We start from the raw sequence: 24497 nt of genomic DNA, 5'->3' as shown, positions 1-24497 counted from the left end.
ATTTGAGTCCTATGGCGAAATCACAGCGCACCGCGGTCGTCCTCGTCGCAGCCGGGCGTGGACTGCGCGCCGGCGCCGGCGGGCCGAAGCAATATCGCGAGATCGGCGGCGTGCCCGTGATCCGCCGCGCCATGGAAGCCTTCAGCGGTCACACTGAGGTGTTCGCGGTGCAGCCGGTGGTGAACCCCGACGACAGCGCCATGTTCACCGCAGCGGTCGCAGGGCTCAGGCACGAGCCACCGACCAATGGCGGCGCGACGCGGCAGGCTTCGGTGCTCGCCGGCCTCGAAGCGCTGGCCAAGCACAATCCGGACATCGTGCTGATCCACGACGCCGCGCGCCCCTTCGTCTCGGAAGGCGTGATCTCGCGCGCGATCGAGGCGGCGAGCCGCACCGGCGCTGCGATCCCCACCGTTGCCGTCACCGACACCATCAAGGTCACCGGCGAAAGCGGCAACGTCGAGGCCACGCCGGAGCGCGCTTCCTTGCGGATCGCACAGACGCCGCAATCCTTTCGTTTCGACGTCATCCTCGAGGCGCATCGTCGTGCGGCAAGGGATGGACGCTCGGATTTCACCGACGATGCCGCGATTGCCGAATGGGCGGGATTGACGGTTGCAACCTTTGAAGGCGATGTTGCCAACATGAAGCTCACAACTCCCGAGGATTTCGTGCGCGAGGAAGCGCGCCTGGCCGCCCAGCTCGGCGACATCAGGACCGGCACCGGCTACGACGTGCACGCCTTCGGCGAAGGCGACCATGTCATGATCTGCGGCGTGCGCGTGCCGCACACCAAGGGTTTCCTGGCTCATTCCGACGGCGATGTCGGCCTGCATGCGCTGGTCGACGCCATTCTCGGCGCTCTCGCCGACGGCGACATCGGCTCGCACTTCCCGCCGAGCGATGCGAAGTGGAAGGGCGCCTCCTCCGACCAGTTCCTGAAATATGCCATCGAGCGCGTCGCAGCGCGCGGCGGCCGCGTCGCCAACCTCGAGGTGACGCTGATCTGCGAGCGGCCGAAGATCGGCCCGTTGCGCGACACCATGCGCGCGCGCATCGCCGAGATCTCCGGCGTCGACATCTCGCGCATCGCAGTGAAGGCGACCACCAGCGAGCGGCTCGGCTTCACCGGCCGCGAGGAAGGCATCGCGGCGACCGCGAGCGCCACCATCCGCCTTCCCTGGGGCGTCTAGGCCATGGGCGGCAGCGACGCACGCGCCCTCTCCCGCTCGCTGCTCGATCTGTGCCGGATGCGCAAGCTGACGATCGCGACCGCTGAATCCTGCACCGGCGGCCTGGTTGCGGGCGCACTGACCGACATTCCCGGCTCGTCCGACGTCATCGACCGCGGCTTCGTCACCTATTCCAACGAGGCCAAGCGCGCGATGCTTGGCGTCGAGGCGAGCACGCTGGCCAATTTCGGTGCCGTAAGCAAGGAGACCGCGACCGCAATGGCAATCGGTGCGCTTGAGCGCGCCGATGTCGATCTCGCGGTCGCCATCACCGGCATCGCCGGCCCGGGCGGCGCCACGCCCGGCAAGCCGGTCGGTCTCGTGCACTTCGCCGCCGCCGCGCGCGACGGCCGCATCATCCACCGCGAGCACCGCTTCGGCGCCATCGGCCGCAGCGCGGTGCGCGCCCGTTCCGTTGTAGAGGCTTTGCGCATGCTGATGGATCTGGCCCGGGGCCCGCAAGTCGCGGCCAAGCCGCAGCGCACCGCCGCCAGCCGCCTGCGCCCGCGTGTGACGCGCTCACCGCGCCGGCATGTGGTGAAACGCAGGCCGCCACGTCCGCCGCGGGGATAAATCGTCTCAGGCGGCCGTGGCAAGCAGCGCGCTCGCATGATCGAGCACGCACTGCTTGACCGCGCCAGCTTCAGACGGTTTCGCCTTGGCGCTAACCGTCAATTCCAGGATCGGCGCGGCGGGATTGGCGACATCGAGGACCTTGCTGACGGAGACGGCAGGTTGCGCCTGATCGTCGATGCGGGAATCCTTGCGAAGCTCCTTCAGGATGCGATCGGCCAGCGCCGGAGCGGCGCCGGCGGGGACCGGAAACGTCACCTTGATCTCGCCCGTGCCAGGATAGGCGCTGTGGTTGATGATGGCCGCGCCCCAGACCTGTCCGTTCGGCAACAGGATCTGCGTGTTGTCGGGCGCGACTAGCTCGGTCATGAACAGCGACAGCGACCTCACCTTGCCCGCCTTGCCGGCGACCTCGACATCATCGCCGATGTGAAATGGCCGGAACAAGAGCAGCATCACGCCGGCGGCGAGATTGGACAGCGTGCCCTGCAAGGCAAGACCAATGGCGAGCGAGGTCGCACCCAGCACGGCAACGAGGCTCGCCGTCTGGATGCCGAACAGCTGCAGCACGGCGATGCCGACGACCGCGAGCACGCCATAGCGCGCAAGGCTGCCCACGAACAGCGTCACCAGCGGGTCGACGCGATGCGTCACGCTGAGAACGCGCGTGACGAAGCGCTGCATCGCGCCGGACAGATACCAGCCGACCGCGAGCAGCAGGACCGCGTAGATCGCGTTCAGGCCATACAGGACAAGCGATGCTTTCAACGTGTCGAAGTTGATGGTCATGGCGGCTCCAACCCGGTCAGTCGGTTGAGAACGCGCCGCGATACGAAATGATCCCGGTGGATGCTGATGGGGAACACGGAGCGATGTTGGATTGGGAGGGCACGCCCGCCGCTCCATTGTCATTGCGAGCGGTGGAGAGAGCAGTGCTGATCGCGACTACGTCGACGCCAGCTTCGGCCGGCCGTAGATCGCGTCCGCCCGTTTCTCGAACGCGGTCGAGAACCGCGCGAAGGCGGCATCGAACATCGAGCCCATCAGCATCGCCAGCATGCGGCTCTTGAATTCGTAGGCGAGGAAGAAGCCGACGTCGCAGACGCCCTCGCCCTTGGGCTCGAACGTCCAACGGTTTTCCAGATTCCTGAACGGACCTTGCAGATATTCGACCAGGATCTTCAGATTGGCGCGGTCGAGCGTCACGCGGCTGGTGAAGGATTCCTTGACCAGCTTGAACGACACCGTCATGTCGGCGACCAGCACCTCGGTGCCGTCGGGTTTCGCCATGCGCTGGCGCACCTTCAGCGCGCTGCACAGCGGCACGAATTCCGGGTAGCGCTCGACATCGGCGACCAGATCAAACATCTCGGACGCGCTGTGGTTGACACGGTGCTTGCTCGAAACTCGATGCATGGTACGTCAGCGGGCGTGAGCTGCCCGCGCAGCCTTCAGTCTCGCGAAATCCTCGCCGGCATGATGCGACGAGCGGGTGAGCGGGCTTGCCGACACCATCAGGAAGCCCTTGGTGTAGGCGATCTTTTCGTAGGACGAGAACTCGTCCGGCGGCACGTAGCGCATCACCGCGTGATGCTTGCGGGTCGGCTGCAGATATTGCCCGATGGTCAGGAAGTCGACGTCGGCCGAGCGCAGATCGTCCATCACCTGCTGCACCTCGTGGCGCTCTTCGCCGAGGCCGACCATGATGCCGGACTTGGTGAAGATGGTGGGATCGAGCTCCTTGACCCGCTGCAGCAGCCGGATCGAATGGAAGTAGCGCGCGCCGGGCCGGACCGTGAGATAACGCGACGGCACCGTCTCGAGATTGTGGTTGAAGACATCGGGCTTCGCCGCGACGACGATTTCGAGCGCCCCCTCCTTGCGCAGGAAGTCGGGCGTCAGGATCTCGATCGTCGTCGAGGGACACGCGGCCCTGATCGCGCGGATAGTCCGAGCGAAATGCTCGGCACCGCCGTCAGTGAGGTCGTCGCGGTCGACCGAGGTGATGACGACGTGGGCGAGGCCCAGCTTCGCCACGGCCTCGGCGACGTTCTGCGGCTCGGCCGCATCCAGTGCATTCGGCAAGCCGGTCTTGACGTTGCAGAAGGCGCAGGCCCGGGTGCAGGTGTCACCCATGATCATGAAGGTCGCGTGCTTCTTGTCCCAGCACTCGCCGATGTTCGGGCAGCCCGCTTCCTCGCACACCGTATGCAGGCCGTTGGCGCGCACGATGTTGCGGGTATCGGCATAGCCGCGGGTGTTCGGCGCGCGCACGCGGATCCAGTCCGGCTTCGGCGGCGAAGCGGAATCGGGCCGATTCACCTTTTCGGGGTGGCGCGGGCGCAGCGGGTTCGAGATGGTATCGACAATAACGACCATGGGGTGTCCGGTCTGTTCAGGTCCTACCTAGTCGGTCTGGCCTGGCATCGCAACCCGGCTCGCCCCGCTTCAGGGAACATGGCAGATATGGGCAATATCTTGCTCTGTTCTCAGGCGATTCTCACCTCGAATGGCTCCAATCTCGAACGCTTCACCACCGCGGCTCGGCAAGCCCCTGAAGCGCGCCTTCTTCGGACGCAGCGTCCATGAGGTCGCGCCCGACCTGATCGGCGCCACCATGCTCGTCGACGGCGTCGGCGGGATCATCGTCGAGGTCGAGGCCTATCACCATACCGACCCGGCGGCGCACTCCTATCGCGGGCCGACGCAGCGGAACCAGGTCATGTTTGGCCCACCTGGCTTTGCCTATGTCTACCGCTCCTACGGCATTCATTGGTGCGTCAACTTCGTCTGCGAGGAGGAAGGCTCGGCCAGCGCCGTGTTGATCCGTGCGCTGGAGCCGACGCATGGCCTGGCTGCGATGCGCCGACGCCGGCATCTGCAGGAGGTGCGTGCGCTGTGCTCGGGCCCTGGCAAGCTGACCGAGGCGCTCGGCATCACCATCGCGCACAACGCCCTGCCGCTGGACCGGCCTCCCATCGCGCTGCATGCGCGAACCGAGGATGTCGAGGTCGCAACCGGCATCCGCATCGGCATCACCAAGGCGGTCGAGCTGCCCTGGCGCTACGGCGTCAGGGGCTCGAAGTTTTTGAGCAAGCCGTTTCCGAAATAGGCCTAAAGCGCGATGAATCATCATCGCGCTTTAGGTTATTGTTTGAGCATGATCTTTCCGGAAAACCGCTGCACACTTTTCCGGATCATGCTCTAAGACGCCTGCTTCAGCCGCTCCATCGCCTCGAGCAGCTTGGCCTTGCGCGCCAGCGCCGCCTCGCGCTTTTCGCGCTCCTCCTCGACGACCTCCTCGGCCGCGTTGGCGACGAACTTCTCGTTCGCCAGCTTCGACTCGGCGCGCTTGATGTCGGCCTCGGCCTTGGCGATCTCCTTGTCGAGACGCGTGCGCTCGGCGGCGACGTCGATCACGCCCTTGAGCGGCAGCGCGGCGACCTCGCCGCGCACCAGCAGTTGGACAGCGCCGTCAGGCGCGCGGTCGGCGAACGAGATGTCCGACAGCCGCGCCATACGCTTGATGACATCGGTCCAGCGCGGCGCGCGCTCCTTGGTTTCGGCCGAAGCGCCTGCGAGCACCAGCGCCGTCAGCGTTGCCGGCGCGATATTCATCTCGGCTCGCACCGAGCGGATCTGCGTGACGAGGTCGATGACCCAGCCGATCTCGGCTTCGGCAGCCGGATCGGTGAAGTCGGCATGATCGAAGATCGGCAGCACCCAGGCCGGCGAGACCAGCGCATCGGTCGGTCCCGTGGTCGCCGCAAGCATCGCGAGCTGCTCCGGCGTCGGCTCGACCGGCTTCAGCGGCCACGGCGCCAATGCGAGCAGGCCGTCGCGTTTTGCCGTCACCTCCCACAGCTCTTCGGTGATGAAGGGCATGAAGGGATGCAGCAGCTTCAGGATCTCGTCGCGCGCCCAAGCGACCATGGCGCGGGTCTCGTCCTTGGCAGGGTTGTCCGGACCGAGCAGCACGGGCTTGGCGAGCTCGACATACCAGTCGCAATAGACGTTCCAGACGAAGCGATAGATGCTGCCGGCTGCATCGTTGAAGCGATAAGCTTCGATCGCCTCGGTCACCTCGCGCGTGGTGTGGGCGGTCTCATGCGCGATCCACCGGTTCAGCGTCTCCTTTGCCTTCGCCGGCTCGAAACCATCAGGCACGGCGCAGTGGTTCATCTCCGCGAACCGGCACGCGTTCCAGAGCTTGGTCGCGAAATTGCGGTAGCCTTCGACGCGGCTGGTGGCGAGCTTGATGTCGCGCCCCTGCGCCGCCATCGCGGCCAGGGTGAAGCGCAGCGCGTCGGCGCCGTATTCGTCGATCAGGTGGAGGGGATCGATGACGTTGCCCTTCGACTTCGACATCTTGGCGCCCTTCTCGTCGCGGACGAGGGCGTGGATGTAGATGGTCGAGAACGGTACTTCCTTCATGAAGTGCAGGCCCATCATCATCATGCGGGCGACCCAGAAGAAGATGATGTCGAAGCCGGTCACCAGCGCATTGGTCGGATAATAGCGCTGCACCTCGGGCGTCTCGTCGGGCCAGCCGAGCGTCGAGAACGGCCACAGCGCCGAGGAGAACCAGGTGTCGAGCACGTCCTCATCGCGCGTGATGAAGCCTTCCCGCTTGTTGCGGTCGAGCGCCATCTCGCGGCCCTGCTCGGGCGTAATGACCTCCTGCTCGACGTAATAGCCGAGCGCGTGGCTGATGGCCTCCTCCTCGGTCTCGGCGACGAACACCTTGCCGTCAGGGCCGTACCAGGCCGGAATCTGATGGCCCCACCAGAGCTGACGCGAGATGCACCAGGGCTGGATGTTCTCCATCCACTCGTAATAGGTCTTTTCCCAGTTCTTCGGCACGAACGTCGTTTCGCCCGAACGCACCGCCGCGATCGCAGGTCTCGCCAGCGTCTTGGCGTCGACGTACCACTGGTCGGTCAGGTAGGGCTCGATCACGCTGTTGGAACGATCGCCGTGCGGCACCATGTGGGTGTGCGGCTCGATCCGTTCGACGAAGCCGAACGATTCCAGCCGCTCGACGATGCGCTTGCGCGCAGCGAAGCGGTCGACCTTGTGGAATTCCTCGGCGAATTGCGCAGCGCCTTCGGGCAGGTCGCGCAGATAATCCTCGTTGTCGAGGAGATCGAGACAGCCTTCCCTGTCGAGCACGCTGATCCGGCGCAGCCCGTGGCGATTGCCGACCTCGAAATCGTTGAAGTCGTGCGCCGGCGTCACCTTCACAGCGCCCGATCCCTTCTCGGGATCGGAATACTCGTCGGCGACGATTTTGATCTTGCGGCCGACCAGCGGCAGGACGACGTTCTTGCCGATCAGCTGCTGGTAGCGATCATCCTCCGGATGCACGGCCACGCCGGTATCGCCGAGCATGGTCTCGGGTCGCGTGGTGGCGACCACGATGAAGCTCGAGGGATCCTCGGGGTTGAACGTCTTGCCCTCGATCGGATAGCGCAGATACCAGAGGTGGCCCTTCACTTCCGTCTGCTGCACTTCGAGATCGGAGATCGCGGTGAGCAGCTTGGTGTCCCAGTTCACCAGCCGCTTGTCCTTGTAGATCAGGCCCTCACGGTGCAGCTCGACGAAGACCTTGACGACGGCCTTCGACAGGCCCTCGTCCATGGTGAAGCGCTCGCGCGACCAGTCGCAGGACGCACCGAGGCGCTTGAGCTGGTTGATGATGGTGTCGCCACTCTCGGCCTTCCACTGCCAGACCCGCTCCAGAAACTTCTCGCGGCCCATCTCGCGGCGACCGGGCTGCTGGCGCTCCATCAGCTGCCGCTCGACCACCATCTGGGTGGCGATGCCGGCATGGTCGGTGCCGGGCTGCCACAGCACGTCGCGGCCCCGCATGCGCTCGAACCGGCAAAGGATGTCCTGCAGCGTGTTGTTGAGGGCGTGACCCATGTGCAGCGAGCCCGTCACGTTCGGCGGCGGGATCACGATGGTGAAGGGCACGGCATCACGGCGGTCGGGCCGGCCAGCCTTGAACGCAAGGCTGTCCTCCCACACCACGGACATGCGGGTTTCGATATCGGCGGGCTGGTAATTTTTCTCGATCATGGGGCTGCTAGAAAGCCGCGCGAGGGGGCCAAGTCAACGAAAAGTCAACGAAAACGTCAGGGAAAACGAGGCGGCAACAGCGCTTTCCAGCCCGGTCCGGCGCCCGAATATGACGCCCAAGCCGGGCTTTATGAGGGCCCTTCGGCCGCCCTCAGCGGCCGCCGCGCGAGACCCGCTCGATTTCGGCCTTCACGATGCGTTCAACCAGGCCGGGCAGGTTGTCGTCGAGCCAGGACTTCAGCATCGGCCGCAGCATCTCCTTGACCAGGTCCTCCAGCGTCCGCGCATTGCTGCTGAGCACCGTATGGGCCAGGGAGTTGAAGGCGGATTCGACCGCGGAGACCGTCGATTGCGCGAGGATCGGCTGCTGCGGGGGCAGCGGCGGCGCGTCGAAGTCCACCGGCGCGTAGGACGGCGGCGGGGCGGGACGCGGCGGCTCGGCGAATTCGAGATCGTCGCGTGGCTCGACCTTGCGGAAGGTCGGCGGCGGCGGAGGTGGCGTCGGGTCCATCGCCATGTCGTCGGTCAGTTCGAGCACGTCGGGCTCAGGCTCGGGCTCTGGCTCGGGCGCGCGGACCTCCGGCGTAGGTGTGGCCGCATCGAGACCCGCCAGCAACGCGTCGATATCGTCCTGGCTGTTGGATGCGTCCGCCGCGGGCGCCGGCGCAGGTGGCGGCGCCGGCTTTGCAGCCGGCGGCGGTGCCGGCTTCTCGGCGGCGGGTTTAGGCGGAGCGACCTTGGATGGCGGAATGTCGTTCATCGCCTGCGGCTTCGGCGGCGCGGCGGGCGCAGCAGCCTTCTCGGGCTTGGCGGCCTCAGCCGGCGGGGGCTTTGCCTCGTCGTCGGCAATGATGCGCCGGATCGAGGCCAGAATCTCCTCCATCGAGGGTTCTGTGACCTTTGCAGGCTGCGTCATCTCCGACTCCACATCATCAACGCCCTCGCATGCGTTGTTTTACACCAAGCACGGCAGGATTGGCCGGTTCCGCAACGATGGGTCCGCCATTTTCGTCGCCGCAGCCCGACTTGTCCCCAGATCACGGCTCGACGCGCAGCGGTGCGCCCCTGCCCCGGCGTCGAAGCGTTACGCACACGACATCAACGCGGGCGAATCGACCCGCATCATCTTGGCAAGGCTATGTCAGGGATTTTGACGATTGCAAGCAAAGCACCGGTCGACCTCGGCTATTGGCGAGATCGACCGGATGATTACGGGAATCAGCGGCCGTCAGGCGTGCGCACACCCGCCCAGCTGTCCCGCACCTGATGATAGTGAACGCTGGGGTCGTAGGTCGTAGTCGCAAGGCCGAGGACCTGCGGCGATAGACGCCCGACCGCCGCGAGGACGTTATACGATGCGACCACGCGATCGTGCTGCGCGGTCACCAACGCAACGCGCGCGTTCACCAGCGCCTGCTGCGCATTGAGCACGTCCAGCGTGGTGCGCTGGCCGGCCTTGGCCTCCTCGCGGACGCCGTTCAGGGCGATCTCGGACGCCGTCACCTGCGCCTGAGCCGACTGCACCTGCGCCTTGGTGGCCTGCAGCGAGCCCCACCATTGCACAATGGTCGCGCGGGTCTGGTCGCGAGTCGTTTCGAGGTTGAGCCGCTGCTGCGCCAGGTTCTCCTTGGACTGGCGGATCAGCGAATATTCACCACCGCCATTATAGATCGGCACGGTGAGCTGCGCGATCGCCGATGCGGTGTACGAACGCATCTGAATCAAGGATTGTTCGTCGGCCCGCTGGGCCGTTGCCTGAACCGAAAGTGTCGGCAGCAACGCTCCTTCATTGATCTTGACCTGCAGATAATTGACGTCGATGCCGTACATGGCGGCCGTCACGTTGGGGTGCTCGATCAGGCCGAGCTCGATGGCGGAAGCCAGCGTCTGAGGCAGAAACCGATCGACAGGCGAGCCGGGCGCAAGATTCGTGGGCTCGTTGCCGATGATGCGACGGTAGTTCGCGCGGGTCGTCGTCAGATTCGCTTCAGCGGTGAGCGCCTGGGTCCTCCCGGCCGCCAGTTGCGCTTCCGATTGGGCGACGTCGGTGCGGGTCACTTCGCCGACATTGAAGCGGTCGCGGGTCTGCTTCAGTGTCTGCTCGAGGACGCGCACGTTGCTGCGCTGGACTTCGAGCGTGGCGGCATCCCGCAGATAGTCCATGTAGGTCGTCGCGGCGCTCAGCAGTACGCTCTGATCCATACCGCGCAGCGCTTCACGCGTACCGGACACCTGGCTCTCCGCCGCGCGGGTCCGGTTGGCGGTCTGGTTGCCATTGTAGAGCGTCTGTGTCGCCGTCACGCCAATGCTGCGAGGCACCCTCGTTCCGTAGACTGAGTTGGTCCCCGGGGCACTCTGCAAATCTTGATATGAATAGCCACCGGTCGCTGTCAGATTGACCCTCGGGCGATAGCCCGACAAAGCCTGAGGCACGCCCTCGTCAGTCGAGCGCACCTGGGCACGCTGTGCGTTGAGCTGCGGGTTGTTCTGATAGGCGCGCACCAGCGCGCCCTCGATCGTATCCGCCAAGGCAGGTGTCGGCCCGGCAAGCGCCAGCAGCAGGACCGAAACCGCAGCTCCGGTGAAGAGCTTCACCCCATGCATCCGTGAAATTCCGTTCGTTCTAGCGCCCTGCTCGTGCCCGCGAGCCGGGGTACCGTACCAATGGAGTCGTTGCCCCGCCGCAACATAGGACGCGGTCAAGCGCGACGGAACTACCTGGGGGTGGTTCTCAGTGGAAACTCTTCGCGTGCAGCATCCCGGCCACACTTCTGATTCAGAACGGGATTTGGGGCGGCTTTGGGGCCGTCAGAAGACAAAGGCAGCCGCCCGTTCCAGCCCGGGAAGCACCGGGGCGGCGGCGTCGAACAGGGTCCGATGACCGAATTCGCCGTGGGTACGGGTCACGATCGTGGCGCGCGGCGGCCTCGATTCGGCCGACACCCCCACCAGGCGCCCACCCTCCTTCAGCTGCCCGAGCAGCGCTTCCGGCATCACCTCGGCCGCGCCGTTGAGGAGAATCACATCATAGGGGGCAGCAGCAGGGTCCCCCTCGGTGCAGGCCGCCGCCTTGCAGGCGACATTGGCAAGCCCCTGGGCGGCGAAGGCGTCGCTGGCCTTGGCCGCCAAAGCCGAATCGCACTCGGTCGCCGTGACCTGACGCGCGAGCTTGGCGGCCAGTGCGGCGAGATAGCCGGTGGCGCAGCCGACGACCAGCACGTTGTCATCCGCGCCGATCTCGGCGGCCTGGAGCAGCTTGCCGGTCAGCGCCGGCTTGATCAGGAACCGCTTGGCGGCGCCTTCGCTGACGTCGAGGTCGAGATCGAGGTAAGCCAGCGCCTGCCGGCCGGCCGGCACGAAGGCCTCGCGCGGCACCGTGAGCATGGCATCGAGAACACGACGGTCGGTGACGTCATTGGTGCGCACCTGGCCATCGACCATTTTTTGGCGCGCGGTCGAAAAACCGGACATTTGCGGACCCTGCAATGCGGACGATGCCGCGGAGAAAAATCGCGGCATCTTTTGGAGCATGCTCGGTCAAAACGCAACATAGCGGTTGGCGATGCGCGTTTCGCCCTCCGCAACCTCTCCTGATGGAGGGCCGGGCCGGCCCTATTCGATGGCGACTGCCAGGCGGCCAATGAGGCCAGCGACCTCGTCAAGCCGCGCCGAATCCGGCGCCTCGACTGCGCGCGCGAGACAAGCGAGGCATTCATCGTCGCTGAGCTCGGGGATGCCGGCCGGCAGAATCGAGGGGGCCAAATCAGAACGGTCGACCTTGTTGATGTCTGGCATGGGAATCAGCTCCGCGAGTGTCCGGCAGATCCACGCTCGACGTAAATTGAGTCGTTTTGGCGCCGTCCGAATGGCGGGACCTCGCCGACGCACAGGTGTTCGAGCGCGATTCCGTGCTGCACCCCGGTGCTTCGCTCTAGATTTCAGGCAAGGCACATAGCAGGCCGCATTAGGATGCAAGCGCAAGCTTTTGAATTTAGTAAGATTCGGCTCTCCGGACTGGATCCGGTTTTGTTACGGAAGCGTCGGTTTCTCTTGAGCCCTTTAGCGCGCCTCAGCGTCCAGGTTCCCAAATCATTCCCAAGGCCTACCATGCGTTCACGTTGGACAGGGCGCGCTGACGGCGCGCAACGATCCGGGCGCCTTGACCCAGATCAAGGGAGCCCGTCGCCCGCCCGCCAACATCCACACATTACCGCCCTTCAGCCCATCGTCGGGCGACCGGGAGTTTCGATCATGAAGGCTGTTTCCGTCGAAGAAGCCGTTGCGATGATCCCGGCGGGCGCCAGCGTCATGGTTGGCGGCTTCATGGGAGTTGGAACGCCGGAGCGGCTGCTCGACGAAGTCGTGCGCCAGAGGAAGACGGGTCTGACCCTGATCTCGAATGACGCGGCCACGCCCGGCAAGGGCGTCGGCAAGCTGTTCGATCAGGCACTGGTGTCGAAGCTGACGGCAACGCATATCGGTCTCAATCCGAAGGCGCAGCAGCAGATGCTGGCGAACCAGATCGCGGTCGACCTCGTGCCGCAAGGCACCTTCGTCGAACGCATCCGCGCCGGCGGGTGCGGTCTCGGCGGGGTGCTGACGCCGACCGGGGTCGGAACGCTGGTGGCCGAAGGCAAGCGCCAGATCGAAGTCGACGGCAAGCCGTTCCTGCTGGAAACGGCGCTGCGGGCGCAATTCGCATTGGTGCACGCCTTCCTGGCCGACTACCTCGGCAACCTCGCCTACGCCCTCACCTCGCGCAATTTCAACCCGGTCATGGCGATGGCAGCCGACACCGTCATCGTGACGGCGGAGCATATCGTCCCGGTCGGCGTGATCGCGCCCGATCACGTCGTCACCCCCGCGCCGCTCGTCGACTATCTCATCACCAACGGGTGACATCATGGATCCCCAGATCATCATCGCCCGGCGTGTCGCCAAGGAGCTGAGGAGCGGCAATCTCGTCAATCTCGGCATCGGCATTCCGACCCTGGTCGCCAATTATGTGCCGTCGGACCTGAAGGTCTTCTTCCAGTCCGAGAACGGATTGATCGGCACCGGGCCGATTCCCGAGCAGGGGATGGCGCATCCGACGCTCACCGATGCCGGCGGACGCCCGATCAGCGCGCTGCCGGGCGCCTCCACCTTCGACAGCGCGATGTCGTTCGGCCTGATCCGCGGCGGCCACGTCGATGTCACCGTGCTCGGCGGTCTCCAGGTCGATGCGCATGGCCATCTCGCGAACTGGATGATCCCGGGCAAGATGGTCCCGGGCATGGGCGGCGCAATGGACCTCGTCACCGGCGCCAAGCGCGTGATCGTCGCCATGCAGCACGCGGCCAAGGGCAAGTCGAAGATCGTGGTGAAATGCTCGCTGCCGCTGACCTCGGCACGCCCCGTCAACCTTGTCGTGACCGACATGGCCGTGATCGGTTTTCCCGACGGCAAGGCGACGTTGCTGGAAACAGCACCCGGCATCAGCGTCGGCGAGGTCATGGCCTTGACGGAGGCCGAGCTCGCCATTCCCGACAATGTTCCGGAAATGAAGCTCTGAACAGGTCAACCATGCGAATATTCAGCGACTTCAACGAGATCAAATCCGCAATCGGCACCGAGATCGGCGCCAGCGACTGGATCGAGATCACGCAGGACCGCATCAACCAGTTCGCCGAGGCGACCTGCGACGAGCAGTGGATCCATGTCGACCAGGAGCGCGCCAAGCAGGAGATGCCGGGCGGCAAGACCATCGCCCATGGCCTGCTCTCGCTTGCCCTTGCCCCGCTGTTCATCCGCTCGGTCATCGGCCTGAAGGGGCTGCGCAACACGCTGAATTACGGTGCTGACCGCATCCGATATCTCGCGCCGGTTCCGGCCGGCTCGAAGCTGCGCGGCCGGGTCACGATCGCGGAAGCGGAGGACGTGCCGCCGGACGGGCTGCGCGTCAACTACCACCTCGTGATCGAGATCGAGGGCGGCAAAAGGCCGGCCTGTGTCGCCGAATTGATCGCTCTGCACTATCGCTGAGTCAAAGAGTCGAAAAACAACCCCATGCACAGTAGACATGGGGCTGATTTGACGGATGTTTCCTGTTCGCCCGGAACCGGTTGCTCCGTCGGGCAAAACACTGGCAATATGTCACCATCGATCATGGGACCCGGACTGCTCAGCGCGTCAATCGACGATGTGGTGCCGCCGTCGACGTCGAGGCCCCGCCGGGGATCAGCTTGGCGCCGTGGATGGTGACGCGGCACGTCCTCCGAACCAGGCGCCGAAATAGCCTGCATAAAGTGCCGGCGATTCGAGGTTCATCGAATGCCCTACGCCTGGCACGATGACCAGCCGGCAATCCGGCATCGCTTCGGCCATAGCACGGAGATCGGCCGGCGCGATCCAACCGTCCCGCTCGCCCCACAACACGAGGTGCGGATGCCGGATCTCGGACATACGGCGCTCCAGCTCACGGCTCTCCTTCTCCCGCGTCAGGTTCACCGGCGTGCCGATCCAGATCCCCTCCGATACGCCGAAGGTCTGCTCGATGATCCGATCGAACAGCGTCTGGATCTCTCCCAGCCCCTCGCGAAAGCGAGGGACCATGTTCGGCCCCATGCTCTCCGGGACGAACAGCGAAGAAGCGGCTGTAGCCATCACGGACCGCGTCAGCTCCTTGCTCGACATCATGGCCCTGAATAATCCGATCTGATCGGCATCGAAGGCCATGCCGAGCGGCGTTACCGGATCGAGCGCGAACACACGGCCGAAGCGCTGCGGCTGCTCGAGCAGCATTCTGGCGGCGATGATGCCGCCGGTGGAATGTGTCGCGAGATGGCAATAGCCGATCCCGAGCGTATCGAGCGCCGCCAGCATGTCCTCGGCGTGCTGCCGCATGGAGTAGTTGGAATAGTCGGCCGACGGCTTCGGCCGGTCGCTGTCGCCACAGCCGCGCCAATCGATTGCAACCACACGGAGCCCGATCGGAAACAATGGCGCGGCGAGCTCGATCCAGTCCTTGCTGGCGAGATTTCCGTGGATGAAGACGACGGTGACGTCGCCTCCTCCCCACTCCCGCCAGCCGAGTCGGAGTTCGCCCGCCTGCACCCTTGGCATCGCCGGGCCCTACTTGTTGAGGCCAGCCGTCGGAGCCGCTCCAGGCGGTGTCGGCGCCACTGGCAAGGCAGAGACGACGGCGCCCTTGATCATGCGATCGGTTCCGAGCGGCGATGATGTGTCCACCTCCCCGTTGGTCACGAAATCCACGACATCGGCAGCGTATTCCACTGGATTGTCGGTGTGGATGAAGTGTCCGGTCTCCGGATAGATCTTGAGCATCGGCCGGTTGCCGGCATTGGTCATACGCGTCATGAACGGCGTGATGACGTCGCGGCCGAGGTCCGTCAGGCCGTTGAACGCAGGCGTCGGAATGAACGGCTCCTTGTCGCCGAACGCCAGGAAGATCGGCGCTTTGATCTGGGTGACCCGCTCATAGAGGTTCTTCGGGTCATCCTGCTGGAGCTCAGCACCGATCGTGTAGATGTCGAAGATGAAGACGTTGCACCACTGATCGAGCTCCTTCGGGTTGCCCTTGGTAAGCCCGGCGCGTTGCTCGGTATGGAAACGGGCATATTCGCTGTCGTTGAAGAAGTATCCGCTCTTCGCAGCCGATACCACGCCGGTGTCCGGATCACGTTTCTTGAAGTAGAAGAAGTCGCGGACGTTCTGCTCGCTCCGCGCCTTTTCCGCAGCGAGAATACCGGTCTGGTCCCAGACCTGCTTCCACTTGTCGAAGTCTCGGCCGAGACCGTCGGCGAACAGAGGCGCCTTCTTGTCCTTGGCAATGGTGATCTCGCGCGGATATTCCTCGAGGCCGGACGGCGCCTCCAAGGCGAGGCCCTGCACCGCATCAGGCCAGGTCAGGGCGTAGCCCACGACGAACTGGCCGCCGAGCGAGTGGCCGAGATAGTACGCCTTCTTGACTCCGAGCTGGTTGACCACGAGGTCGTAGATCACCTCGCGCATGTCCTGCATGGTGCGAGCGGGATTCTTGTCGAGATTGCCGGGCCCCGACATGCCGTAATGCGGTAGGTCCGGCACGATCACGCGCAGGCCGCTGCGCAGCGCATACTGCATGATGTTGCCGTAATGGCCGCCGAACGCGCCCTTGCCGTGGATGATGACGAGCACCTTCGGATCCTTGTCGGTGCCGGCATACTCGTCCATGTAGCCGATTTCCCAGGAGTTGCCGCTCTTGTCCTTGGCACTGCCGAATTTGACCGGATAGGGATAGGTCACGTAGGCCTTCCAGAACGACTTCTTGGGATCGATCGTCTGGGCGACGCCGGGCACGCGGTAATTCTTGTCGAAGAATTTCTGGGCGCGATCGAGGGCCGCCACGTCATCCATGAAGGCGACGAACTTCGGATCGTTCTTGCGCTGGTTGATGATCGGGAACACGCCGTAGTGCGCGACGGGGCTCTCCTGTGCGATAAGATCAGCGCCGGGCACGCGATCGACAGCCTTCTGCGCCAGCTTGAAGTTGAGCCAGAGGTCGTTGGTGATGTGCATCACCAGCGTGCGAGCCTGAATGCGACCGAGATAGGGATTGACGTTATGGGTCTCGCCGACCCGATTGCGCCAGACGAGGTCGACGGCGTCGTAGAGCTTGGCGCGATTAATGACGTTGAGGCCGGCCTTCTCGTTCGGCGGATCCCAATAGAAGATCTCGGGCTGTACCGCCGCCCAGTTCTGGGTCGTGCGGAAGGAAAAGTCATAACCCGTCATGCCAAGGATCGACCAGCCGAAGGCCACGCCCGGCACCGGATGCTTTTCCTTCGGGAGCTTGTAATAGTCGCCCTCGGTCGCCTGCCAGACCGGATCGCCCTGGATCGCGGCTGTCATCATCTGGAAAGTCCAGTTGCCGACCGGGTCGTCGCCATCCGATTGCGTGGTGCCGCCGATCGGCATCAGGGCGCTGACATATTCCGGATGCATCACGCCCCAGACGTAGGTCTGCGTGCCACCCATGGAGACGCCGGTCACCAGCGCGACGCGCGCGACCTTCAGCTCGTCGCGCAGCAGGCGGTAGTTCGCCTGCACCATGTCGTAGTAGCTGTATTGCGGAAACTTGATGCCTAGGCCGTCGGATGGCTTGCTCGCGCCCCAAGTGCCGAGCGGATCGACCATGATGACATAGTAACGATCCGTATCGATCGGCCGGCCCGGACCAATGATGGGTACGCCACCCGACAACGCCGCACCCTTGACCCACTGTTCGTACATGTCGGTGGAATCGCCGGAATAATAGGAGTTGATCACGATGGCATTGGTGATCTCGCCCGCCCCGTTGCGCCTTGCGTTGCCGACGGCGATGTAAGCCGTGCGCAGCTTGCCGGCCCCGAGCGATTCCAGCGTGACGCCGCCCTCGCCGCCGTTCTCCCATTTGGAAGGGTCGGTCAGGTCGTACTTGCCGCCCAGGCGGAAGTTGGCGATCTCGTAGGTCTTCTTCAGCCCGTCATGCTGCACCTGCGACGAACGGCGCGTGAAAGGCTGTGCGGTTGCGATCGCCGTTCCGAGCAGCAGCACGATCAGGCTCAACAGGCAACGATTCAACGCATCTCGTCCGGCCATGATGCGATCCTCCCTGGAAGATTTTCCTGAAACGCTAGGCAGGGCGGCCGGGGAAGGTTTGATCTAGCTCAATGGAATCCGCTCGGAGGAATCGAGCATCGCGGGCATCAAAAGACCGGCGGTACCCTCGCGATGCCCTTCCTCAGCCACGGCTCATATCGGATCCGCTATGAGCTCGACGGGCCGGCGGGCGCACCGGCCTATGTTCTCGTGAACGGGCTGACGCAATATTCCGAGCTGTGGAGCGCCTATCGCGAGGCCTTGTCGGCGCGAGGCTTTCGCGTTGCGACCTTCGATCTTCTCGGCCAGGGCGCCTCCGACAAGCCGAGGCTCTTCATCAGCCAGGACGATCAAGTCGCTGCACTGCGCCTCCTCATCGACGAACTCGGGGACGGTCCGATCTTTCTGAGCGGGATCAGCTTTGGCGGCCTGATCGCGCTGCGATATGCGATCGAGCATGGCAAGCGGCTGGCCGGGCTGGTGCCGATGAGCTGCTTTGCGGAGCTGTCGCCGCAACTCTTGCTGCTTGGCAATGCGCTGCGGACCGGCCTGATCCTCGGTGGCACGAGTTACCTCCAGGATCTCCTGTTGCCCATGAACCTCTCGGACCAATGGCTGAAGCCACTGCTGGACAAGCTCGAGAGCGTGAAGCGGCAAGGTTGGCTGGTCAACGACGTCTACGCGCTGCAAAACCTGATGGAATCTTTCCTCGACTTCCAGCCGCTCACGCCGCGCCTGTCCGCGATCGCCGTTCCGACCATGATTCTCAACGGCGAGTTCGATTTCCTGACGCCGCGGGCTCTCCACGAAACATTGCGTGTCGAGATTCAGAACAGCTCATTGGTGATCATCCCCAGGGCCTATCACGCCTTCACGCTGGAGAAAGGGGCACTGACCGCCGATCTGCTGGCGCGCTTTGCCGAAGACGTGCTGGCCGGCCGCTGGCAGGGCAATCAAGCGGTCTGGGTGGCGCCGGACCAGCCCGGCGGCGAGCTCACGCCGTTTCCTGCCGGCTACGATCATCTGCGTGCCATCCCGGTCAAGCGAGCGCTGCCATGAGCGGCTTCCTCGGTCCCGTCGCGCCGGACGGTCGCATTCCACCGAACCAGCAGACGAAGGTCGCAGCATTCCTGATTTCGGCCCACGGCGCCCTGGCTCGGCAATTCGCTTTCATGCTGCCCGCGAGGCTCGACGCGGCATGGCAGACCGAATTGAATGCTCAATTTTATCGCGAGACCGAGATCGTCTCGCTGCTGCTGCGCGCCACGTCCTGGGTGCTGGATCCTTCCCTGGGTTACATGCTCGCCTCCTGGGAGTCCGCCTGGCTGCCTGCACCGGTCGAAGGGATCGCAGACCCTCGCCTTGCCCAAATGATTCACCTCGCAGCGCTTGCCCACGCCGTGCATGCCGGCATACGGCCGGCTGCGATCCTACCGATCGAGGCCAATGCGCAGGATCCTTTTGTTATGGCGCTACGCCGGATCGAATTTGAGAGTGGCCGGCTGTTGCAGGCGCAGATTCTGTTTCTGAAGAGCACAGACCTTGCGCCGCATCGCGACGCGGTCAGTGCGGCGCTCGCGCAGCGTCACGCCGACGTCCGCAAGCTCTGGCGCGAATTACTCGAGTGCATCGGCATCGGCGTACCGCCGGCATGACAACGCGCGATTGCGCGCTCAATCGATGATGTGATAGCCGCCGTCGATATAGAGCACTCCACCGGTGATCAGCTTAGCGCCGTCGAGCGCCAGGAACGCGGTGGCGTTGCCGACATCGTCGATGCTGACGAGGCTGCGCGAGGGCGCCTTGGATTGCGCCTTGTCCATTAGCTCATCGAACTCCGGAATGCCCGAGGCCGCGCGGGTGGCGAGCGGCCCTGGCGAGATCGCGTGCACGCGGATGCCCTTCGGACCGAGCTCGGCAGCGGCATAGCGGACCGCGGCTTCGAGCGCCGCCTTGGCAACGCCCATGATGTTATAGTTCTCCACCACCATCTGGCTGCCGTAATAGGTCATGGTGAACATCGTGCCGCCGTTCTTCATCAGGGGTTCGGCGAGATGTGCCATCCGCAGGAACGACCAGCAGGAGACGTCCATGGTCTTCAGAAAGCCGTCGCGGCCGACGTCGACGACGCGGCCGTGCAATGCTTCCTTCGGCGAAAAGGCGATGGAATGAAGCAGGAAATCGAGCTGCCCCCACTCCGACTTGATCCGCTCGAATACCGCTTCAGTCTGGCCTTCGACCATGACGTCGAGCGGCAGGAAGATCGGTGCTTCCAGGGCCTGCGCCAACGGCTCGACGTGCTTCTTGGCGCGGTCGTTCAGATAGGTGACGGCGAGATCGGCTCCGAGCGCGCGAAACGCCCTGGCGCAGCCCCAGGCGATCGATTGGTCATTGGCGATGCCGACGACGAGGCCCTTCTTCCCCTTTAGTGCGACCTTGCTGTCCGGAAATACTGGAATCATGACACCCTCTCTTTTCTGGGGCTGGGCGATTGGCCGTTCATCAACAGCGTCAGCGTGTGCTGCGCAATCATGAGCTCCTCGTCCGTCGGGACGACGTAGACCGGAACGAGACTCGTCTTTGCCGATATCAGCCGCGAATGGCGCGTGTTCTCGGCCGGGTCGAGTGCCACGCCAAGCCAGCCGAGCTGCTCCGCCACACGCGCGCGGATGCCGCTCGAGTTCTCGCCGATGCCGGCGGTGAAGACGAAGGCATCGATCCCCTGCAACGCCGCCGCCAGCATTCCGGCGTTGAGGCCGATGCGATAGACGAAATAGTCCACCGCCAGCTTCGCTTGCGGATCCGTGCTCGCCTCCAGCTCGCGCATGTCGTTGCTGAGCCCGGAAAGCCCCTTCAATCCGCAATCGCGATAGAGAAAATCCTGCACCTTCGATGGCGTCATCCCCTTCTCGGACAATAGGTACAGCACGACGCCCGGATCGAGCTGGCCCGGGCGCGTGCCCATCGGCAGCCCATCGAGCGCGGTGAATCCCATCGTGCTCTCGACGCTCAGCCCATTCTTCATCGCGCACATCGACGCGCCACTGCCGAGATGGGCGACAATCACCCGGCGCTTTGCGACCTCTGGCGCAATCTGGGGCAAGGTCCTGGAGATGTACTCATAGGAGAGCCCGTGAAAGCCGTAGCGTCGCACACCTTCGGCGTGAAGCTGGTAGGGGATGGCGTAATGATCGGCCAGCGGACCATGCGTGCGGTGAAACGCGGTGTCGAAGCACGCGACCTGGGGTATCGTCGGGAAATTGGCCAGGATCGAGCGGATCGGCGCCAGATTGTGCGGCTGATGCAGTGGCGCTAACGTGACGAAGCGTTCTAGCCGTGCCACCACGCCATGATCGACGAGAATTGGCCGCTCATGATCCGGCCCGCCATGGACGACGCGATGCCCGACCGCCAATGGATGGATGCGCGCCTCGTTCCGCAGCCATTCCCCCGCGACTTGCATCGCCGCCGGCACGTCCGGAATGGCCTCGATCGGATAGGCCCGGTCCGCCATGGGATCATTGCCTGCCCTGCTCGCCCGCAACCGCGGACGGCTGCCGATGCCGTCCACCTGCCCCTTGATCAGGCGGCGCAGAACGCCCTCACCCTCGACCGCAAAGACCTGGAACTTGACGCTCGAGGAGCCGGCGTTGACGACGAGTATGCTGTCCATGGCGGTCACGCCGCGACTGTCGGCGCCTTCTGGCGCCGCGCGTGAGCATAAAGTGCAGCAACCGCGCAGGACGCCATCCGCGCTCTTGGGCTGTCCGCACGCGAGGTCAGGACGACGGGGACGCGCGCGCCGAGCACAATGCCGGCGCCGTCGGCCTTGGCGAAATAGGCGAGGTTCTTGGCCAGCATGTTGCCCGCTTCGAGATCGGGCACGACCAGGATCTGAGCGCGGCCGGCCACCTCGGACTTGATGCCCTTGATCCGTGCGGATTCGAGGTCGATCGCGTTGTCGAACGCGAGCGGCCCGTCGAGCACGCCGCCCGTGATCTGGCCGCGATCCGCCATTTTGCAGAGCGCCGCGGCCTCGATCGTGGATGGAATCTTCGATGTGACGGTTTCGACCGCGGAAAGGATGGCCACCCGCGGCGACTTGCCGAAGCCCGCCTGATTGTAGAGATCGATCGCGTTCTGAATGATGTCCCGCTTGGCGTCCAGATCGGGGAAGATGTTGATTGCGGCGTCAGTGACGAAGATCGTCTCGGCGTAGGCCGGCACATCCATGACGAAAACGTGGCTGATGCGCCGATCGGTGCGCAATCCCCCGACTTTGGCCGTGACGGCTCGCATCAGCTCGTCGGTGTGAAGGCTGCCCTTCATGAGCAGTTCGCCGCGCGCGGCATGGATCAATTCGACACCCCTCGCCGCGGCTTCGTCGCTGTGCGCGGCATCCACGATCTCATAACCCGAGATGTCCAGGCCGAACGTGCCAGCCGTATCCCGGATCTTCCGCTCCGGTCCGACCAGAAGCGGCCGGATGATGCCGGCAGACGCGCTGTCGACGGCGCCGCGCAAGGATGTCTCATCGCAGGGATGCACCACGACGGTCGGCGTCGGCGGGATTGCCCTGGCCGCCGCGATCAGGCGATCATACTTGCTGGGAGACTGCGTGGCCGTCGCATCTGCTGACATGATGTCGCTCCCGATCCTTGCAACTCGCGTTACGACGCCTTCGCCTTGGGATCGAAAGGGGCAACGTTCGACGCCCTTTCGGCACCTTCCGCGGTGTCGAGGCCAAACAGGCGGGCGATCTGCCGCAGCCGGTTGGCGCGCTCGCCGGTGACATCCGCACTGGCCGACAGCACCTGCTCAATCGCCTCGAATGCTGCGCGGCGAACGTTCATGTCGTCAGGCAGCAATTTCGGGATTGCAGCGAGCGCCCCTTCCCGGTCGAGCAGCAGCATGAAGAACTGCTCGCGTACCAGCATCTTGAACTCGGCAAGAGACATGCGTGCGCCGCCATGATCCCGGCGGACCCGGCGCAGAGCCTCGATGCTGCGTTCGTCCACCATCCCCCGTGCCGAGCCGACATAGAGCAAAGCGCGTAACGCCGCTTCACGGAGGCCGCCCTCACCGATCCGCGACTTCAGCTCGGCAATGCGCTTCTCGAGCATGGTGCGATGCTCGGCGGACATCTCACGCCGACGCGACGGCGTGGACGTCGGATCGATCCCGACCGCCGCCTGGAGGGCCGGGGATCCGTAGACGCTGAGGAACATCGCTTCGCTGAGCGCCTCCTGTGAATCGCGCCAGCTGTCGAGGGCGTGAACGACCTGCTTCGAGATCTGCTCCTGGAACGCCAGGAACGGATTGTCCGCAGCGACCGGCTTGCGCTTCTCGGCGGCCTTCTCGGCCAATGATTTCACCGTCGCCATGAAAGGATTCTGGCTGCTGAACAGCTCGTATTGCAGCCGCAGCGGATGCATGTTGTGAGCCCATTCGGCCATCTGTGGCGTCACCATGCGCTTGAGCCATGGCTGGACGAACTTCTGGTAGGCCGCCAGGTTGATTTCCGAGATTCGTTTGGCGGTGGCAAAGCGTCGCTCGTCCTCAGGCGAATTGCCGCCCATGGCGCGGATGTCGTCGAGCGTCCGCGCCTCGCAGCGCATCACCCACTGGCCGACGACCAGATCCGAACTTGCGGTTTCCTCATCCTTCGCTTCGAATGTCGCTTCATAGAGGCCGGGCGGCAGAACGTCGATGAGGTCGATGTTGCTGGAAAATTCCGCGTGCTCCTTCTTGGCAACGCCGCCGGAGACGAAGATGCCGAGATGGCCGATGTTCTGGTGCACGGTGTAGACGATGGTCTGGCCATAGGCCCTGATCTCATCGACATCGGCATAGCAATCGAGGATCCAATGCAGCGCCTGCTGCGGCGGCGTGATGTTGTCGCCCTCCGAGCAGAACACCACGATCGGGGATCTGATGTTGCGAAGGTCGACCTTCCGGCCATCGGACATTTCGATGTTGCCGGCCGCGAGGTTGTTGCCGACGAACAGCTCATCGACGATGAATTGGATCTCCTCGGCGTTCAGGTTGACGTGGCCGCCCCACCAACGCTCGAATTCGAGATAACGATCCGCCTCGGTGTCGACCTTGGAATAGACGTTGTATTGCTTGGTCCAGAGCGTATTCGACGGGTTCTGGTTCTCGAAGTTCTGCACCAGCCAAGCACCATCGAACTTGCCGGCGCCGAGATCGGAGGTCAGTGCCGTCAACCAGCTTCCGCCCAAGAGCCCGCCCGAGTAGCGCATCGGATATTTTCCATGCACACCGGCCCAATAGGCCAGCGGCGCGCCGGCGATGATCAGCGGGCCGAATAGCTCGGGACGTAGCGAGGCCAGGATCATGACGGCCCATCCGGCCTGACAATTGCCGATCACGCAGGGCTTGCCGTCGGCATCCGGGTGAAGGCTCATGACCTTTTCGATGAAGATGGCTTCGGCACGCGCGATGCGCTCGATGGTCTGACCGGGCATCGGGTCCGGCAGGAATCCGATGAAGTAGCAGGGATGGCCTGCTTTCATCGCCACCCCGATCTCGCTGTCGGCCTTGAAGCCGCCGATGCCGGGGCCGTGGCCCGCACGCGGATCGACCACGACGAACGGCCGCCGGTTCATGTCGATCTCGACGTTGGCGGGCGGAACGATGCGCACCAGCGCGTAATTGACGGGTTCGGCGAGCTGGCGCCCGTCGATGATCAACTCCGCCGCATATTGCAGAACATGCGGGGCGGTTTGCGCGAGGTGCTCCCTGTACTGGTCCCCGCGCCGGCGCATGATATCCAGGAACAGGATACTGCGCTGTCCCGCATCGACGAGGTATTCGACTGCCGAGGCGACCAGCCCCGACATGGGACCGCCCGGAATTTGCATTTTGTGCATGGACATGTTCTCGACCTCTCCGTCGCCTCGGCCAATTGACGGCTTGGAGCGAGGACGAACGTTGATCTAGGTCAAGATGATCTGCACGCTTGGGAGG

The 24497-nt window shown here is 64.3% G+C and carries 22 protein-coding genes; 8 read left to right on the top strand and 14 right to left on the bottom strand.

What is annotated here, in order from left to right:
• Positions 1–11 precede the first annotated feature (11 nt).
• Together I6F09_RS20535 and I6F09_RS20530 are read left to right on the top strand one after the other, a co-directional pair.
• Entirely contained in the window at positions 12–1193 is a 1182-nt protein-coding gene (locus I6F09_RS20535) for a bifunctional 2-C-methyl-D-erythritol 4-phosphate cytidylyltransferase/2-C-methyl-D-erythritol 2,4-cyclodiphosphate synthase (RefSeq protein ID WP_035999374.1), read from the top strand.
• Positions 1194–1196: 3 nt separating this feature from the next.
• Positions 1197–1805 (top strand): CinA family protein, encoded by a 609-nt coding sequence (locus I6F09_RS20530; RefSeq protein WP_035999375.1) that lies wholly within the window; start codon positions 1197–1199, stop codon positions 1803–1805.
• Positions 1806–1811: 6 nt separating this feature from the next.
• On the opposite strand, the gene I6F09_RS20525 is transcribed toward I6F09_RS20530, so the two are convergent.
• The 3 genes from I6F09_RS20525 to lipA all read right to left on the bottom strand — a co-directional run bounded on the left by I6F09_RS20525 (position 1812) and on the right by lipA (position 4184).
• Positions 1812–2594: a mechanosensitive ion channel domain-containing protein gene (locus I6F09_RS20525; protein WP_225112864.1), complete on the bottom strand. Its 783-nt coding sequence runs from the start codon at positions 2592–2594 to the stop codon at positions 1812–1814.
• A gap of 156 nt (positions 2595–2750) precedes the next feature.
• Complete coding sequence (locus tag I6F09_RS20520; protein WP_027542754.1) at positions 2751–3221, bottom strand: type II toxin-antitoxin system RatA family toxin; 471 nt, start codon at positions 3219–3221, stop codon at positions 2751–2753.
• 6 nt (positions 3222–3227) lie between these two features.
• The gene (gene lipA, locus I6F09_RS20515; protein WP_109143787.1) at positions 3228–4184 is read right to left on the bottom strand and encodes a lipoyl synthase; all 957 of its coding nucleotides are present in this window, start codon (positions 4182–4184) and stop codon (positions 3228–3230) included.
• A gap of 130 nt (positions 4185–4314) precedes the next feature.
• On the opposite strand from lipA, the gene I6F09_RS20510 reads away from it, so the two are divergent.
• Positions 4315–4917, top strand: coding sequence for a DNA-3-methyladenine glycosylase (locus I6F09_RS20510; protein ID WP_036028025.1), 603 nt, complete (start codon positions 4315–4317; stop codon positions 4915–4917).
• A 92-nt stretch (positions 4918–5009) separates the two neighbouring features.
• On the opposite strand, the gene I6F09_RS20505 is transcribed toward I6F09_RS20510, so the two are convergent.
• The 5 genes from I6F09_RS20505 to I6F09_RS20485 all read right to left on the bottom strand — a co-directional run bounded on the left by I6F09_RS20505 (position 5010) and on the right by I6F09_RS20485 (position 11681).
• Positions 5010–7886, bottom strand: coding sequence for a valine--tRNA ligase (locus I6F09_RS20505; RefSeq protein ID WP_225188890.1), 2877 nt, complete (start codon positions 7884–7886; stop codon positions 5010–5012).
• A gap of 151 nt (positions 7887–8037) precedes the next feature.
• Positions 8038–8802, bottom strand: a complete 765-nt coding sequence (locus I6F09_RS20500; protein ID WP_057029343.1) for a DUF2497 domain-containing protein — start codon at positions 8800–8802, stop codon at positions 8038–8040.
• Between the two features lie 302 nt (positions 8803–9104).
• A complete protein-coding gene (locus tag I6F09_RS20495) occupies positions 9105–10490 on the bottom strand; it encodes a TolC family outer membrane protein (protein WP_035999388.1) in 1386 nt (461 codons plus the stop codon).
• Between the two features lie 204 nt (positions 10491–10694).
• A complete protein-coding gene (locus I6F09_RS20490; RefSeq protein ID WP_036028010.1) occupies positions 10695–11357 on the bottom strand; it encodes a protein-L-isoaspartate O-methyltransferase in 663 nt (220 codons plus the stop codon).
• 141 nt (positions 11358–11498) lie between these two features.
• Positions 11499–11681 carry a hypothetical protein gene (locus tag I6F09_RS20485; protein WP_225141940.1) on the bottom strand — a complete coding sequence of 61 codons (183 nt, stop codon included), beginning with the start codon at positions 11679–11681 and terminating at the stop codon, positions 11499–11501.
• Positions 11682–12137: 456 nt separating this feature from the next.
• Here I6F09_RS20485 and I6F09_RS20480 point away from each other — a divergent pair, with 456 nt between their 5' ends.
• The 3 genes from I6F09_RS20480 to I6F09_RS20470 are packed head-to-tail and all read left to right on the top strand — an operon-like array spanning position 12138 to position 13910.
• On the top strand, positions 12138–12785 hold the full coding sequence (locus I6F09_RS20480; RefSeq protein ID WP_035999395.1) for a CoA transferase subunit A: 648 nt from the start codon (positions 12138–12140) through the stop codon (positions 12783–12785).
• 4 nt (positions 12786–12789) lie between these two features.
• A complete protein-coding gene (locus tag I6F09_RS20475; protein ID WP_035999398.1) occupies positions 12790–13440 on the top strand; it encodes a 3-oxoacid CoA-transferase subunit B in 651 nt (216 codons plus the stop codon).
• An 11-nt stretch (positions 13441–13451) separates the two neighbouring features.
• Positions 13452–13910 (top strand): MaoC family dehydratase, encoded by a 459-nt coding sequence (locus I6F09_RS20470; protein WP_036039469.1) that lies wholly within the window; start codon positions 13452–13454, stop codon positions 13908–13910.
• A 195-nt stretch (positions 13911–14105) separates the two neighbouring features.
• On the opposite strand, the gene I6F09_RS20465 is transcribed toward I6F09_RS20470, so the two are convergent.
• Both I6F09_RS20465 and I6F09_RS20460 read right to left on the bottom strand, forming a co-directional pair.
• Entirely contained in the window at positions 14106–14990 is an 885-nt protein-coding gene (locus tag I6F09_RS20465; RefSeq protein WP_109143791.1) for an alpha/beta hydrolase, read from the bottom strand.
• 9 nt (positions 14991–14999) lie between these two features.
• Positions 15000–17507 carry an alpha/beta hydrolase gene (locus I6F09_RS20460; RefSeq protein ID WP_225188889.1) on the bottom strand — a complete coding sequence of 836 codons (2508 nt, stop codon included), beginning with the start codon at positions 17505–17507 and terminating at the stop codon, positions 15000–15002.
• A gap of 132 nt (positions 17508–17639) precedes the next feature.
• On the opposite strand from I6F09_RS20460, the gene I6F09_RS20455 reads away from it, so the two are divergent.
• On the top strand, positions 17640–18566 hold the full coding sequence (locus tag I6F09_RS20455) for an alpha/beta hydrolase (RefSeq protein WP_225112858.1): 927 nt from the start codon (positions 17640–17642) through the stop codon (positions 18564–18566).
• Complete coding sequence (locus tag I6F09_RS20450; protein ID WP_225140824.1) at positions 18563–19162, top strand: hypothetical protein; 600 nt, start codon at positions 18563–18565, stop codon at positions 19160–19162. The genes I6F09_RS20455 and I6F09_RS20450 overlap by 4 nt, the downstream gene beginning before the upstream one ends.
• An 18-nt stretch (positions 19163–19180) precedes the next feature.
• On the opposite strand, the gene fabI is transcribed toward I6F09_RS20450, so the two are convergent.
• The 4 genes from fabI to I6F09_RS20430 are packed head-to-tail and all read right to left on the bottom strand — an operon-like array spanning position 19181 to position 24406.
• A complete protein-coding gene (gene fabI / locus I6F09_RS20445; protein ID WP_025035483.1) occupies positions 19181–19969 on the bottom strand; it encodes an enoyl-ACP reductase FabI in 789 nt (262 codons plus the stop codon).
• The gene (locus I6F09_RS20440; protein ID WP_225188888.1) at positions 19966–21180 is read right to left on the bottom strand and encodes an acetate/propionate family kinase; all 1215 of its coding nucleotides are present in this window, start codon (positions 21178–21180) and stop codon (positions 19966–19968) included. Before I6F09_RS20440 ends, fabI begins: the two co-directional genes overlap by 4 nt.
• Positions 21181–21185: 5 nt before the next feature.
• Positions 21186–22148, bottom strand: coding sequence for a phosphate acetyltransferase (locus tag I6F09_RS20435; protein WP_036028001.1), 963 nt, complete (start codon positions 22146–22148; stop codon positions 21186–21188).
• 29 nt (positions 22149–22177) lie between these two features.
• Positions 22178–24406, bottom strand: coding sequence for a DUF3141 domain-containing protein (locus I6F09_RS20430; RefSeq protein ID WP_225188887.1), 2229 nt, complete (start codon positions 24404–24406; stop codon positions 22178–22180).
• Positions 24407–24497: the final 91 nt, after the last annotated feature.

Origin of the sequence: Bradyrhizobium sp. IC3195, assembly GCF_020193585.1 — a bacterium.
GTDB lineage: Bacteria > Pseudomonadota > Alphaproteobacteria > Rhizobiales > Xanthobacteraceae > Bradyrhizobium > Bradyrhizobium yuanmingense.
This window is presented reverse-complemented; position numbering and strand designations above follow the sequence as displayed.

Bases quoted from the DNA above. Each gene is read 5' to 3' on its own strand.
- I6F09_RS20505 (WP_225188890.1), bottom strand. From the start codon at position 7,886: ATGATCGAGAAAAATTACCAGCCCGCCGATATCGAAACCCGCATGTCC.
- I6F09_RS20500 (WP_057029343.1), bottom strand. From the start codon at position 8,802: ATGACGCAGCCTGCAAAGGTCACAGAACCCTCGATGGAGGAGATTCTG.
- I6F09_RS20495 (WP_035999388.1), bottom strand. From the start codon at position 10,490: ATGCATGGGGTGAAGCTCTTCACCGGAGCTGCGGTTTCGGTCCTGCTG.
- I6F09_RS20460 (WP_225188889.1), bottom strand. From the start codon at position 17,507: ATGGCCGGACGAGATGCGTTGAATCGTTGCCTGTTGAGCCTGATCGTG.
- I6F09_RS20535 (WP_035999374.1), top strand. From the start codon at position 12: ATGGCGAAATCACAGCGCACCGCGGTCGTCCTCGTCGCAGCCGGGCGT.
- I6F09_RS20530 (WP_035999375.1), top strand. From the start codon at position 1,197: ATGGGCGGCAGCGACGCACGCGCCCTCTCCCGCTCGCTGCTCGATCTG.
- I6F09_RS20480 (WP_035999395.1), top strand. From the start codon at position 12,138: ATGAAGGCTGTTTCCGTCGAAGAAGCCGTTGCGATGATCCCGGCGGGC.
- I6F09_RS20430 (WP_225188887.1), bottom strand. From the start codon at position 24,406: ATGTCCATGCACAAAATGCAAATTCCGGGCGGTCCCATGTCGGGGCTG.
- I6F09_RS20435 (WP_036028001.1), bottom strand. From the start codon at position 22,148: ATGTCAGCAGATGCGACGGCCACGCAGTCTCCCAGCAAGTATGATCGC.
- I6F09_RS20510 (WP_036028025.1), top strand. From the start codon at position 4,315: ATGGCTCCAATCTCGAACGCTTCACCACCGCGGCTCGGCAAGCCCCTG.
- I6F09_RS20470 (WP_036039469.1), top strand. From the start codon at position 13,452: ATGCGAATATTCAGCGACTTCAACGAGATCAAATCCGCAATCGGCACC.
- I6F09_RS20455 (WP_225112858.1), top strand. From the start codon at position 17,640: ATGCCCTTCCTCAGCCACGGCTCATATCGGATCCGCTATGAGCTCGAC.
- I6F09_RS20525 (WP_225112864.1), bottom strand. From the start codon at position 2,594: ATGACCATCAACTTCGACACGTTGAAAGCATCGCTTGTCCTGTATGGC.
- I6F09_RS20450 (WP_225140824.1), top strand. From the start codon at position 18,563: ATGAGCGGCTTCCTCGGTCCCGTCGCGCCGGACGGTCGCATTCCACCG.
- I6F09_RS20440 (WP_225188888.1), bottom strand. From the start codon at position 21,180: ATGGACAGCATACTCGTCGTCAACGCCGGCTCCTCGAGCGTCAAGTTC.
- I6F09_RS20490 (WP_036028010.1), bottom strand. From the start codon at position 11,357: ATGTCCGGTTTTTCGACCGCGCGCCAAAAAATGGTCGATGGCCAGGTG.
- I6F09_RS20465 (WP_109143791.1), bottom strand. From the start codon at position 14,990: ATGCCAAGGGTGCAGGCGGGCGAACTCCGACTCGGCTGGCGGGAGTGG.
- I6F09_RS20475 (WP_035999398.1), top strand. From the start codon at position 12,790: ATGGATCCCCAGATCATCATCGCCCGGCGTGTCGCCAAGGAGCTGAGG.
- lipA (WP_109143787.1), bottom strand. From the start codon at position 4,184: ATGGTCGTTATTGTCGATACCATCTCGAACCCGCTGCGCCCGCGCCAC.
- I6F09_RS20520 (WP_027542754.1), bottom strand. From the start codon at position 3,221: ATGCATCGAGTTTCGAGCAAGCACCGTGTCAACCACAGCGCGTCCGAG.
- I6F09_RS20485 (WP_225141940.1), bottom strand. From the start codon at position 11,681: ATGCCAGACATCAACAAGGTCGACCGTTCTGATTTGGCCCCCTCGATT.
- fabI (WP_025035483.1), bottom strand. From the start codon at position 19,969: ATGATTCCAGTATTTCCGGACAGCAAGGTCGCACTAAAGGGGAAGAAG.